General features: G+C 74.8%; 8 protein-coding genes. 6 read left to right on the top strand and 2 right to left on the bottom strand.

Annotated elements, in window-relative coordinates; genetic code table 11:
- Nucleotides 1–17: 17 nt before the first annotated feature.
- The 4 genes from AC0665_RS04955 to AC0665_RS04940 all read left to right on the top strand — a co-directional run bounded on the left by AC0665_RS04955 (nucleotide 18) and on the right by AC0665_RS04940 (nucleotide 7941).
- The gene (locus tag AC0665_RS04955) at nucleotides 18–2216 is read left to right on the top strand and encodes a bifunctional glycosyltransferase/CDP-glycerol:glycerophosphate glycerophosphotransferase (RefSeq protein WP_478704442.1); all 2199 of its coding nucleotides are present in this window, start codon (nucleotides 18–20) and stop codon (nucleotides 2214–2216) included.
- Nucleotides 2217–2224: 8 nt separating this feature from the next.
- The gene (locus AC0665_RS04950; RefSeq protein WP_478704441.1) at nucleotides 2225–4465 is read left to right on the top strand and encodes a bifunctional glycosyltransferase/CDP-glycerol:glycerophosphate glycerophosphotransferase; all 2241 of its coding nucleotides are present in this window, start codon (nucleotides 2225–2227) and stop codon (nucleotides 4463–4465) included.
- Nucleotides 4462–6300 (top strand): arabinofuranosyltransferase AftB family protein, encoded by a 1839-nt coding sequence (locus tag AC0665_RS04945; RefSeq protein WP_478704440.1) that lies wholly within the window; start codon nucleotides 4462–4464, stop codon nucleotides 6298–6300. The genes AC0665_RS04950 and AC0665_RS04945 overlap by 4 nt, the downstream gene beginning before the upstream one ends.
- Before the next feature lie 297 nt (nucleotides 6301–6597).
- Nucleotides 6598–7941 (top strand): hypothetical protein, encoded by a 1344-nt coding sequence (locus AC0665_RS04940; protein ID WP_478602781.1) that lies wholly within the window; start codon nucleotides 6598–6600, stop codon nucleotides 7939–7941.
- A 19-nt stretch (nucleotides 7942–7960) separates the two neighbouring features.
- Here the strand turns inward: AC0665_RS04940 and AC0665_RS04935 are convergent, their stop codons facing one another.
- Nucleotides 7961–8374, bottom strand: a complete 414-nt coding sequence (locus tag AC0665_RS04935) for an organic hydroperoxide resistance protein (protein ID WP_010039835.1) — start codon at nucleotides 8372–8374, stop codon at nucleotides 7961–7963.
- A gap of 95 nt (nucleotides 8375–8469) precedes the next feature.
- Here AC0665_RS04935 and AC0665_RS04930 point away from each other — a divergent pair, with 95 nt between their 5' ends.
- Nucleotides 8470–8985: a MarR family winged helix-turn-helix transcriptional regulator gene (locus AC0665_RS04930; protein WP_468633220.1), complete on the top strand. Its 516-nt coding sequence runs from the start codon at nucleotides 8470–8472 to the stop codon at nucleotides 8983–8985.
- Nucleotides 8986–9347: 362 nt separating this feature from the next.
- On the opposite strand, the gene AC0665_RS04925 is transcribed toward AC0665_RS04930, so the two are convergent.
- Nucleotides 9348–10964, bottom strand: a complete 1617-nt coding sequence (locus tag AC0665_RS04925; RefSeq protein WP_478704439.1) for a glycosyltransferase family 39 protein — start codon at nucleotides 10962–10964, stop codon at nucleotides 9348–9350.
- 91 nt (nucleotides 10965–11055) lie between these two features.
- Here AC0665_RS04925 and AC0665_RS04920 point away from each other — a divergent pair, with 91 nt between their 5' ends.
- Nucleotides 11056–12726, top strand: a complete 1671-nt coding sequence (locus AC0665_RS04920) for a glycosyltransferase family 2 protein (RefSeq protein WP_478704438.1) — start codon at nucleotides 11056–11058, stop codon at nucleotides 12724–12726.
- The last annotated feature ends 17 nt before the right edge of the window (nucleotides 12727–12743 follow it).

Genomic DNA, 12743 nt, shown 5'->3' with positions numbered 1-12743 from the left:
CTGACAGAAAGAGCAGAATGCCCCGCTTCAGCATCGTCGTTCCGTCCCACGGGGTCGTGGGACGGCTGTCCCTGGCGCTGGACTCGGTCCTCGCCCAGTCCTTCGGCGACTTCGAGCTGATCCCGGTCTGCGACGCACCCGACGCGCCGGCGGCGGACGTCGTCGCCGGGTACACCGAGCGGGACTCGCGGGTGACGCCGGTGCACTCGCCGCCGTCGGCCGGTCTGGCCGGGGCGCGCACCACCGGGCTGCGGGCGGCGGTCGGCGGCCATGTGCTGTTCCTCGACGGCGACGACGTCCTGGCCCCGGGGGCGCTGGCGGCGCTGGACGCCCGGCTGAGCGCGGTGGGCGAGGTCGACGTCCTGTACTTCGAGCACGAGCGCGCCCCCTGGTGGGAGGGCGAGCCGACCAACCCGGCAGCGCCCCTGCTGGCCAAAGCGCCGGACGGGGCCTTCTCCCCCGGCCGGTTCCCGAAGCTGACGGGTGTGGCACTGCCGGCGTGGAGCGCGCTGCACCGCCGGGCCTTCCTCACCGAGCAGGACATCACCTTCCCGGGGGACCACTTCACCGACGTCGGGTTCGGCGGTCTGGTCACCCTGCGGGCGGAGCGGGTGGCGGCCCTGCGCACGGTCGTCGTCCGGCATCTGCTGCGCCGGCAGGGCAACCTCCTGAACCTCCCCGGCGAGCACCACGCCGAGCTGCTCGACCAGACCGAGCTGGTGTTGACACGGGCCGTGGAGCAGGACTTGCCGGGCGACCGGCTGGTGCCGCTGTTCGAGCAGCTCTTCGCCGCCGTGCTGAAGACGGCCGCCCATCCGCGGCGGCTGACCTCCGGGCGACGGGCGTTCTTCCGGCGGGCGAGCGCGCTGTACCGGCAGTACCGCCCCGCCGGCCACCGGGCGCCGGGCGGCAGCCTCGGCGTCCAGCACCGGCTGCTGGCCTCCGGGTCGTACGCGGCCTTCCGCGCCCTGCGGACCGGCAACCGGACGGCGTCGCGGGCCGCCGCCCTGCTCCCCCGCCCCCGGGGGCTGCGCACCCGGCTGCGCTACGCGGCGGCTCTGCGCCGCCCGCTCGACGAGAACCTCGTCGTGTACTGCGCGTACTGGGGCCGCGGTTACGCCTGCAACCCCGCCGCCATCCACGCCAAGGCCCGTGAGCTGGCGCCGCACCTGCGCGCGGTGTTCCTGGTGGAGCCGGACGCGGTGGGCAGTGTGCCGCCGGACGTGGAGTACGCGGTGATCGGCAGCCGGGAGTACTGGGAGGTGCTGGCCCGCGCCAAGTACCTCGTCAACAACGCCAACTTCGCGGACGCCGTGGTCAAGCGCCCCGGCAGCGTGCACCTGCAGACCCAGCACGGCACACCGCTGAAGACGATGGGCGCCGACCAGGCGACGTACCCGGTGGTGGCCGCGGCGACCGGCAGCTTCGCCAGGCTGCTGGCCCGGGTGGACCGCTGGGACTACAACCTCACCTCCAACCGGCACTCCACAGAGATGTGGGAGCGCGCGTTCCCGAGCGCCCACGAGACCCTCGAGTACGGCTATCCGCGCAACGACGTCTACTGCACGGCGTCCACCGAGGACGTCCTCCGCGTCCGGGAGGAACTGGGCGTCCCGCACGGCAAGAAGGCCCTGCTCTACGCGCCCACGCACCGCGACTACGCCACCGGCTTCGAGACGGGGCTGGACCTGGCGGAGTTCTGCGAGGCGATCGGCGACGACTACGTGGTGCTGCTGCGCGCCCACTACTTCTACGACCGGGGGGCGAGCAGGGGCGGCGGCCGGATCATCGACGTCACCGGGCACCGCTCGTCGGAGGACGTGTGCCTGGCCGCGGACGCGCTGATCACCGACTACTCGTCGATCATGTTCGACTACGCCAACCTGGACCGGCCGATCGTCGTGTACGCCGACGACTGGGACGTCTACCGGGAGACCCGGGGCGTCTACTTCGACCTGATGGAACTGCCGCCCGGCCGGGTCGCCCGCACTCCCGGGGAGCTGGCGGCCGTGTTCCGCGACGGTTCCTGGGCGGACGAGTCGGCGGCGTCCCTGCGTGCCGCGTTCCGGGAGCGCTTCTGCCAGTTCGACGACGGGCGCGCGGCCGAGCGTGTCGTGCGCCGGGTGCTGCTGGGGGAGCCGCCCGCGTCGATCCCGCCCGTGGTCCCGCTCGCGGAGCGCGTCCCGGCCCCCGCCGCCACCCTCGTGAGGAGCTGACCGAAGAAGTGCCCCGCTTCAGCATCATCGTCCCCGTCTACAAGGTGCAGGGCTTCCTGCGCGAGTGTCTCGACTCGGTGCTCGGCCAGTCCTACGGCGACTTCGAGGTGATCGCCGTGGACGACCGCTCGCCGGACGGCAGCGGCGCCATCCTCGACGAGTACGCCGCCCGTGACGCCCGCGTGCGGGTGCTGCACCTGCCGGAGAACGTGGGCCTGGGCCGCGCCCGCAACGCCGGTCTCGCCGAGGCGGCCGGCGACTACGTGCTCTTCCTGGACAGCGACGACCACTACACGCCGGGTCTGCTGGCCGCCGTCGCGGCGCGCCTCGCGGTGACCGGCGACCCGGACATCCTGGTCTTCGACCATGTGCGCACCCACTACTGGGGCCGCGGCGGGCGCAGCGAGGCGGCGGACCTGCTGGCCTCGGCCGGTCTGGAGACCTTCGGCATCCGTCAGAGCCCGCAGTACCTGAAGCTGTTCCTGGTCGCCTGGAACAAGGCCTACCGGCGGGCCTTCTTCCAGGAGCACGGTCTGCGGTACGCGGCGGGGCTGTACGAGGACGCGCCGGTGACCTACCGGTCGATGGTGCTGGCCGAACGCATCGCCTGTCTGGACCGGATCGGCGTGGAGTACCGGCAGCGCAGGCAGGGCGCGATCACCAAGACGCCCGGGCGCCGGCACTTCGACATCTTCGCGCAGTACGAGGGGTTGTTCACGTTCCTGGAGCAGCGCCCCGACCTGGACTGGGCGCGGCCGCTGCTGCTGGAGCGGGCGCTGGACCACATGCTGTTCGTGCTGGCCCGTGAGGACCGGGTGCGGCCGGCGGACCGGGGCGACTTCTACCGCGAGATCCGCTCCTTCCACCGCCGTCACCTCCCCGAGGGCGGCTTTCCCCTCCCGGACGGCTGGCGCGGGGTCGAGATGCGGCTGCTGGCCTCGGCGCCGTACGCGTCGTACGCGGCGGCGCGCGGGCTGCGGGAGCTGCGCGCGGCCGCCCTGGGCGGGCAGCGGAGGGCGGTCAGGAAGGCGTCGGAGACGGCGGCGCGCGGCTGGTACGCGGCCCAGTCGAAGCGCCCCCTGGACCCGCACCTCGCCGTCTACGCGGCGTGCCACCACCGGGGTGTCTCGGGCGACCCGGCCGCGATCCACGCCAAGGCCCTGGAGATCGCCCCGCACATCCGGGGCGTGTGGGTGGTCCGGGAGGACGCGGTGGACGCGCTGCCGCCCGGCATCGACCATGTGACGCCGGGCTCGCGGCGCTACCACGAGGTCATGGCGCGGGCCACGTACTGGGTGAACAACGTCAACTGGCCCGGCACCCTGGCCAAGCGGCCCGGCAGCGTGCACCTCCACACCCACCAGGGCACCCCGCTGAAGTTCATGGGCGCCGACCTGCTGACCAAGCCGGGCGCCCGGCACGGCTTCGACGTGCCGCAGATGCTGCGCCGGGCCGACCGCTGGGACTACAGCCTGGTCGCGGGGCGGCACGCGGAGCGCGTCTGGGAGCGGGCCTACCCGTGCCACTTCACCTCGCTGCGGACCGGCAGCCCGCGCAACGACGCGCTGGTCGGGGCGGGTCCCGAGCGGGTCCGGGAGGCGCGCGAACGGCTCGGCGTCCCGGCCGGTGACACGGTCGTGCTGTACGCGCCGACCCGCCGCGACTACCGGCGGGGCGGCCATGTCGACCGGTTCGACCTCGCCCGCTTCGCCGCGGACCTGGGCCCCGGGCACACGCTGGTCGTCCGGCTGCACCCGTCGCTGGCGGCGGGTGTGGCCCGGGGCCTCGGCCTGTCCGACCTGCACCGGCGGGGCGTGCTGGTGGACGCGACCGACGAGCCGCACGTGGAGGACGTGATGCTCGCCTCCGACGTGCTGGTCACCGACTACTCCGCCCTGATGTTCGACTACGCCCTGCTGGACCGGCCGATCGTGGTCCACGCCGACGACTGGGGCGCCTTCGCGGCCAGCCGGGGAGCCTACTTCGACATCACGGCCGACGCGCCGGGCCACGTGTCGCGCTCGTACCGGGAACTGGCCTGGCTGTTCGCGTCCGGCACCTGGCAGGACGCGGAGTCGGCGCGGCTGCGCTCGGGCTTCCGGGAGCGCTACTGCGAGTTCGAGGACGGGCGGGCCGCCGAACGGGTCGTCCGGCTGCTGATGCTGGGCGAGCGGGGCGGCGCGCTGCTGCCCGCGGCCCGCCGGACCGAGGGTGTCCGCACCCGACCCGAGGCGCTGATCGAGAGATGAGAACTCCCGCGACCCCCGAGGCCGTCCCCTCCCTGCCGGGCCAGCGGGCCTCCTCGGCCCGGCCGCCCGCCGCCGCCGAGCGGCTGCCGTGGGTGCCCGGGTGGCACGCCGCCCTGGTCGCCGTGCCCACCGCGGCCCTGTTCGTGCTGGGCTACCGGCGCCGCTGGATCTGCGACGACGGGCTGATCTACCTGCGCCCGGTCCGGCAGATCCTGGCGGGCAACGGGCCCGTGTTCAACGTCGGGGAGCGGGCGGAGAGCTCGACCGGCACCCTGTGGCAGTGGCTGCTCGCGCTGACCACCTGGGTCACCGGCGAGGACCCGGCGTTCCTCGCGGTCGGGCTCGGCCTGGCACTGAGCACGGCCGGGTTCGCGTTCGCCCTGCTCGCCACCTGCCGGCTGCACCGGGGCGCGGGGACACTGCTCCCGGCGGGCGTGTTCGTGCTGCTGGCCGTGCCGCCGTTCTGGTCGTACATGACCTCGGGTCTGGAGAGCGGCCTCGGCACCTTCTGGACCGGCCTGTCGTGGTGGCTGCTGACCCGGACCCGGCGCGGCCAGGAGGCCCGGGAGACGTGCGCTGCGGCCTTCGTGTTCGGGCTGGGTCCACTGGTCCGGCCCGACCTGGCGGTGGTCACGGCGTGCTTCCTGGCGGCCCAGTGGTGGGTGCTGCGTCCCTCCCGGCGCGGCACGGCGGCGACCCTGGCCTCGGCGGGGGCGGTGCCGCTGGCGTACGAGGTGTTCCGGGCCGGCTACTACGGGATCCTGGTGCCGCTGCCCGCCATCGCCAAGGAGGCGAGCGCCAGCGACTGGAGCCGGGGCGCCGGGTACGTGCAGGAGACGCTCGGGCCGTACTGGCTGTGGCCCGTCGTCCCCGTGCTCGGGGCGCTGGCCGCACTGCTGGTGCGCCGGACCCGGCGGCAGCGGCAGGACCGGGCCCCGCGCCGGGCCTCGCTCGCGGTGCTGCTGGCTCCGTCGGTGGCGGGAGCGCTGCTGGCCGGGTACGTCGTCCGGGTCGGCGGCGACTACATGCACGCCCGCATGATCCTTCCCGCCCTGCTCCTGCTGCTCCTGCCGGTGCTGGTCGTGCCCGCGACCCGGTTCACCGGCGCCGCGAGCGTGCTGCTGGTGGTGTGGCTGTGCGCGGCGGTCAGTCCGCTGCGCACCCCGTTCGACGTGCGCGGCACGCCCGGCTCGTTCAATGTGCGCAGCTCCGACGTGGAGGGCCTCGGCGACCACAACCCGGTGCGCACCGCGACCTGGGTGGCCAACTGGCCCGCCCTGCCGGAGGGGCGCGCCATGCTGGCGCGGGCCGAGCGCGCCGCCTCGCCGACGCTGCTCTACTTCGACGCCGGACGGCGGCTGCACGCCACGCCGGCGCGCGCGGACTCCCCGTACCAGGTGGTGATCGTGGGCCGTCACCTCGGTGTGACGGGTGCGGCGGCGCCGCTGGACGCCTACGTCAACGACGCCTGGGGGCTGGCCAGCCCGGTCGGCGCGCATCTGGCGCTGGAGCGGTGGAGCTGGCCCGGGCACGAGAAGTTCCTGCGCAACCACTGGGTCTTCGCGGAGTGGGCGGTGAAGCATCCGCCTCAGCGCGATCTGCTGCGGGCCGGGACGTCGCGGGAGGCGGTGGAGGCGGCCCGGGCCGCGCTGGGCTGCGGCGAACTCGCCGAGCTGCGGGACTCGGTGCGCGCCCCGCTCACCGCCGAGCGGTTCTGGCGGAACCTCACCGGGGCGGCCGAACGGACGCGGTTCCGTTTCGCGCGCTGGCCGGCGGCGGCGCAGCAGGCGCTGTGCGACGGGGCGGCAGGTGGGCGTAGCGGCCTCACCCGATGAAGTGACCCGGGGTCAGGGCGTGCGCGGCGGCGGGAACATTCGGCGCATGCCCCAGACCCCTTCCCCCCTCCTGTGAGCGCCCCGAGCGCCCCGGCCCTGGTCCGGCGGGCCGTGTGCGGCGCGAGCGCACTGCGCGGCGGCCGTGCCGGGAGGCTCACCCCGTACCGGTTCTACGGCGCCCTGTTCTGGCTGGTGATGACGCTGGCGTTCTGGCGGGTGCCGCTGTGCTGCGACGCCGGACAGCACGCGGCGGTCGTCGAGCGTCTCAAGGCCGATCTGCTGCACCCGGCGCACACCATGGCCGATCTGCCGGGCGAGGGCAGCCCGTACTACGGCCCGTACGCCGTCGCCCAGGGCGTGCTGGCGCGTCTGACGGGGCTGTCGGGCTGGGAGGTCGTGAAGCTCGCCGGGCCGGTGCACCTGCTGGTGCTGCTGACGGGGCTCGGCCGTTTCGTCAGGACCCTCACCCCGCGTCCCTGGGCGCCGGTGTGGGCGCTGCTGTTCATGACGCTGCTGTGGGGCACCGCGCGGATCCTGTGGAGCGGCTACCTCGGGCTGATGTCGATGACGACGAACCTGGGCTACCCGTCCGCGCTCGCCATCGGACTGACGTTCTGGGCGTGGGCCTGGACGGTCACGCGCGCGCGGGACGACGCCCCCGCCGTGCGGTTCGTCGGCCCGAGCGGGCTGGGCGGCTGGTGGGGCTACGCCGGGATCGGCGTGCTGTACGGGCTGATCCTGCTCACCCACCCCGTCACGGCGGCCTCGGCGCTGACCGGGGCGGTGGCGCTCGTGGCGTCCCGGCAGCGCGGCTGGTGCCGGCCGGTCGTGGCCCGCTGGGCGCTGACCGCGGCGGCCTGCGCGGCGGTCGCCCTGACCTGGCCGTACTACGACGTCTGGACGCTGGTGGGCGACACCGGCATGGACCCGATGCACCGGCAGCTGTACGAGAGGATGCTCGCCAACTCCTGGCTGGCGCTGCTCGGGCTGCCCGCGCTGTGGGTGCGGGCCCGCCGGTCGGCGCGTGATCCGCTGGTGTGGATGTTCGTGCCGGCGTGCCTGCTCGTGGCGTTCGGCTGGGTCAGCGGGCACTACACGTACGCCCGGGCGCTGTGGGCCCTGCTGGTGCCGTTGCAGTTCGCCCTGGCGGTGGAGCTCGCGGCGCCCCGGCCCTGGCGGCGGGCCCGGCGGGTGCTGGGCGGGGCGGCGGCGGCCGGGGTGTGCGTCGGGTTCGTCACCGTGCACGCCGGTGCGGTGGTGCCGCGCTCGGTCGATCCGGTGGGCTTTCCGCAGCCGACGCGCTGGCCGTCGTACGACTGGGCGGCGCGGTACATCCGGCCCGGTGAGGTGGTGATCACCGACGGGTACCTCGCCGGTCACGCGATCGCCGGGTACGGGCCGAACCTCGCGGCGCCCATCTGGCCCGACCCCGCCCTGGACGAGCGGGAGCGCAAGCGCCGGGCGGCCGACGTGCGCGCCTATCTGGCCGCCGGTTCGACCCGCGCCGAGCGCTCCGCCGTCGTCCGCCGCTATCACGTGCGCTGGCTGCTGCTGACGCGCTGGCACCCGGTGCCCGAGGAGGCCGTGGTGGTGGCGTGGAGCAGACGGACGGGGGAGGTGCTGGCGCGGGTCGGGGGGTGAGGTCCGGTGTCCCCGGGGCTTACTCGATGACGAGGTCGACCTCGATGTTGCCGCGGGTGGCGTTGGAGTACGGGCAGACCTGGTGGGCCTGCTCGACGAGCTTGCGGCCGGTCGCCTCGTCCACGCTGTCGGGGAGCTCCACGCGGAGGGTGACGGCGAGGCCGAAGCCCTCGCCCTGCTTGCCTATGGAGACCTCGGCGGTCACGGCGGCGTCGCTGACGTCGACCTTGGCCTGGCGGCCGACGAGCCCGAGGGCGCTGCCGAAGCAGGCGGCGTAACCGGCGGCGAAGAGCTGCTCGGGGTTGGTGCCCTGGCCGTTGCCGCCCAGCGCCTGGGGCATGCCCAGGGCGAGGTCCAGCACGCCGTCGGAGCTGACGGCCCGGCCCTCACGGCCGTGGGTGGCGGTGGCGACAGCGGTGTAGAGCGCGTCCATGGAAAACCTTCCCTCTCACGTCAACGATCGGCGGCCCGCTTCCGGGCCGCCCGACACCCAGAATTAGAGCACACAATTAAGTTGTGCGCAATTGAATGGCGGGCGCGAGCTACCCTGGACGCATGAACACGCCCGACGACGACTGGCTCCGCCTGGACCAGCAGATCTGCTTCTCCCTGCACGCGGCCTCCCGCGCCTTCAACGGCGTCTACCGCCAGATCCTCAAGGACCTCGGGCTCACCTACCCGCAGTACCTGGTGATGCTGGTGCTGTGGGAGCACGACGAGCTGCCCGTCAAGAAGCTCGGCGAGCACCTGCGGCTCGACTCCGGCACGCTGTCGCCGCTGCTCAAGCGACTGGAGGCGGCCGGTCTGGTGCGCCGGGAGCGCAGTGCGCGCGACGAGCGGTCGGTGGAGGTGCGGCTGACCGAGGAGGGCATCGCCCTGCGCGGACGGGCGCTTCAGGTCCCGCGCCGGATCGCCGTCTCGACCGGCTTCGCCCCCGAGGAGATCCGAGCCCTGCGCAGCCGCCTCGACGAACTCACCACCGCCCTGGACGCGGCAGCGCTCGCCGAGCCGCGGGAGGGTGCGCCGGCCGACGAGCGGCCGTGACAGCACCGAGTGCGGGGGTGCGGCTGCGGCCGTAGGGAAGGCGGGGGGCCGAGCGGGCATCTTGAAGCCGGAAGGCGGGGACACGGCAGGTGGCCTGCGGTCGGACCGCCGGCCGGGACGGCCCATCGGCCGCCGGGGCGCCTCCGGGCCGGGGGCCGGGGCGAGACGCCGCGCCTGCACGCCGGAACCGGAGCGCGGGCATCACGCAGGTGGCGCTTCGGGCACCCGGGAGAAAGCCGGACCGCCAAGAACGGCGGCGGACGCGGCAGGTGGCCTGCGGTCGGACCGCCGGCCGGGGCGGCTCATCGGCCGCCGGGGCGCCTCCGGGCCGGGATCAGGGCGAACGGCCCCGGCATGCCGCGTCACGCCCCTGGCGTGTCGAGGGGTGGGGCGCCGGCGGAGAGCTCAGGGGTGCGGTCGCGGGGTGGTTCCTCGCCGGTCGGGGTGTCTCCGGTCCGGCGCCGGACGTAGAGGCGCAGGAGGACGTCGTCGCGGATGCCTTCCTCCCGGACGTGCTCCTCTCGGACGGTGAACTCCCCGGCGAGGACCGCGAGCTTGGTGCGCTCGACCGGGTCGGCGGGGCTGCGGCGCGGGTCCAGCGCGGATCGCTCGGCGACGACCCAGACGCGGTCCACCGCGGCGAGCCGCCGGCGCAGTTCCCCGGGTGTGGCCTCCCGGCCCCACAGCGTCCCGGAGCGGGGCGCGGACTCCCGCAGCGCGATGTCCCGGGTCCGCCGGAACCCCTTCGGGTAGGCCAGCGCGGCGAGCCTGCCGACCGACGGCACGAACAGCACCGGGTCGCCGGGCCGCATCTGCCGGACGGCGAGCGCGGAGACCCCGGCGAGGTTGTCCGGGCGGTGGGAGGCGGACCTGTCCTGGCGATGCACCGGGAGCTGCGTCAGGAAGGTGGTGGAGAGAACGAGGACCCCCGTGACACCCAGCACGGCGCGCACCTGCCGGCCACCGACCCGCATCCGCCGCCCGTCGAACCGCACACGCCCCAGGGCCAGGCCCACCCGCCCGGCCCCGGCCGCCATCAGCAGGGACGCGCCCGCGAGCGCGTAGAGCACGTACCGGTCGTGATAGAGCGGCCGGGCCTGCGAGACGGTCATCAGGACCGCGGGCGGCACCAGCAGCAGCGGCAGCGCGACCGCCGCCGTCCGCCGTTCCCGCAGCCCCACGGCCGTCAGCAGCAGCGCCCCCCAGAACACCGGCCCCGCCGGGCCCGGGGAGAAGTTCCTGGCCAGCCTCTCGACCCGGTCCCAGCCCGGCGACACCAGCCACGCCACTTGCCCGGACTGCCCCTGGGACACCCACACCAGCGGCAGCAGGAGCAGCGCGACCACCCCGGTCGCCCGCCCCCAGCCGGACCAGACCCTCCTCGGCACCCGCAGCAGCGCCAGCGTCACCGCGTGCGCGCCCAGCACCGGCACCGCCAGTTCGTGCAGCGCACAGGTCAGGGCGACGACCGTCCCGTACGGCCACCAGGCCCGGACGCCCCCCGCGTCCACGGCCCTCACCAGCAGCAGGGTCGCCCCGGCCACGCCCGCCGCGACGAGCGCGTAGGACCGTCCCTCCTGGGCGTAGTGGCCGGCCATCGGCGTGATCGCGTAGAGGACACCGGCCCACAGGCCCACCCGCGGGCCGGCCAGCCGGACGCCCAGGGCCGCGACCAGGCCGGCGGTCGCCGCCGCCGCGCACACCGACGGCAGGCGCAGCACGACCTCGCTCGGGTGGACGGCGAGGACGGCGTGCATGAACAGGTAGTAGAGGCCGTGCACCGCGTCCACCTCGTGCAGCAGCCGCCAGATCTGCGGGACCGTGCGCTGCGCGACCTGGAAGGTGACGCTCTCGTCGCCCCACATGCCGCCGCGGTCCAGACCCCACAACCCGGTCGAGAGCATCACCGCCACGGACACCGCCACCGCCGCCGTGCCCGCCTCGAACCGGCCGCTCCCCCTCGACTGTCCGCTCTCCACGGCCCGATTCTGCGATGATTGAAGCTCTTTGACCGGGTTCAGTGGTGTGTTACCACTTTCATGTCATTCGCCCGGCTTACGATCCGCTGGGATGAACGCCGAGACGCATGCCGAGAGGGACACCCGGGGGCCGCTCGCCGAGGTCGCCGTCGTGGTGATCGGCTACGACGACGCCGCCCATGTGACGGACGCCGTGCGCTCGGCGCTCGCCCAGGGGCCCGCCGTGCGCGAGGTGATCGCCGTGGACGACTGCTCGACGGACGGCAGCGCGGGCCTGCTCGACCGGCTCGCCGCCTCGGAGCCGCGCCTGAAGGTGATTCGCCGCCGGGTCAACAGCGGCGGCTGCGGCACCCCCCGCAACACCGGGCTCGACGCGGTGACCTCGCCGTTCGTGATGTTCCTAGACAGCGACGACGTCCTGCCGCCCGGCGCCGTCGCCGCGCTGCTGGAGGCCGCGTCGGGCGCGCGCGCCGAGGTCGCGAGCGGCCTGTGTGTGCGCCGGGAGGTGCCGTCGGGCCGTGAAGTCCCCTGGCAGGCCCGCCTGTACGCGCTGCACGCGGTGGTGCCGCACCCCGCGCGGCGTACACGCCTGGTCCACGACACGCTCTGCGTCAACAAGCTCTACCGCACCGCCTTCCTGCGCGCGCACGGCATCCGCTTCCCCGAGGGCCGCTTCCCCTACGAGGACGTGGTCTTCACCGCGCGCGTGCTCGCCGCGGCCCCACGCATCGCCCTGATCCCGGACCGGGTGTACGTCTGGCACGTGCGCCGGTCCGCCGAGCGGCTGTCGATCTCCCTGGACCGGGCCGGGGTCGCGAACTGGCGGGCCCGTACGGAGGCCTGCCGGCAGGCGTACGAGGTGCTGCTGGGCGCGGGGCAGAAGGAACTCGCGCGGGCCGTGCGCGCCAAGTTCCTTGACCACGACCTGCGGATGTACCTGCGCGAACTGGGGTTGCGCGACGCCGCCTACCGGCGCGCCTGGTGGGAACTCACGCGGGCGCATCTCGCCGAGTACGACGCCGACGACTGGGCGCGCAACCCGGCCGCTCCCGGCCGGCTGGCCGGGCGGGTCGTCCTGGCCTGTCCGGAGCCGCGCGACCTGCCCCGGCTGCGGGAGCTCGCGGCCCGCCCGGCCCGTCTGTGCCCGCCGTACGCCCACGCCGCGGACGGCACGCCCGTGTGGTCGGACGACCTCCCCCAGGTCTCCCTCGAACCCCTGCTGGCCCGGCCGGTGGGTGCGCTGCCCCTCGCGGTCGACGCGGAGCTGCGGAAACGGGGGCGGGACGCCCGGCTGCGGCTGCGGCTGCACGAGCTGTACGGGCGGGTGGCGCAGGCGGGGCCGGAGACGGTGGAGACGCAGTGGCGGCACCGGGACGACGGGGACGTGGTGGTCCGCGGCGCGACCCTGGCGCTCACGCCGTACGGGTCCGGCGCCGAGGCCGTAGGGACCGGCCCCGAGTCCGCCGGGACCTGGTGGGCGGAGACGACCGTCGACCTCGCTGCCCTGGCCGCGCGCGGCCAGGGCACCTGGGACCTGCGCCTTCGCATCCGCTTCCGCGACGGCGCGAGCCGTGACGTCACCGCGCACGCGCTCACGGGCACCGGTCTGCTGCGCCGCGGCGCCGTCCCGAGCGCCCGGCACGGCGTGGTACTCGTACAGCCGTACATCACCCACTCCGGAGCGCTGGCGCTGCGGGTGGCCCCCGGCGTACGCGGTGTGCTGTCGGTCGCGCGCTCACGACTGCGCCGCCTGCTTCACTGAGAGCACGCGCGTACGAC

The sequence above is a fragment of the Streptomyces sp. NPDC043685 genome, assembly GCF_056436585.1.
This window is presented reverse-complemented; position numbering and strand designations above follow the sequence as displayed.

Bases quoted from the DNA above. Each gene is read 5' to 3' on its own strand.
- AC0665_RS04955 (WP_478704442.1), top strand. From the start codon at position 18: ATGCCCCGCTTCAGCATCGTCGTTCCGTCCCACGGGGTCGTGGGACGG.
- AC0665_RS04945 (WP_478704440.1), top strand. From the start codon at position 4,462: ATGAGAACTCCCGCGACCCCCGAGGCCGTCCCCTCCCTGCCGGGCCAG.
- AC0665_RS04940 (WP_478602781.1), top strand. From the start codon at position 6,598: ATGGCCGATCTGCCGGGCGAGGGCAGCCCGTACTACGGCCCGTACGCC.
- AC0665_RS04935 (WP_010039835.1), bottom strand. From the start codon at position 8,374: ATGGACGCGCTCTACACCGCTGTCGCCACCGCCACCCACGGCCGTGAG.
- AC0665_RS04930 (WP_468633220.1), top strand. From the start codon at position 8,470: ATGGCGGGCGCGAGCTACCCTGGACGCATGAACACGCCCGACGACGAC.
- AC0665_RS04920 (WP_478704438.1), top strand. From the start codon at position 11,056: ATGAACGCCGAGACGCATGCCGAGAGGGACACCCGGGGGCCGCTCGCC.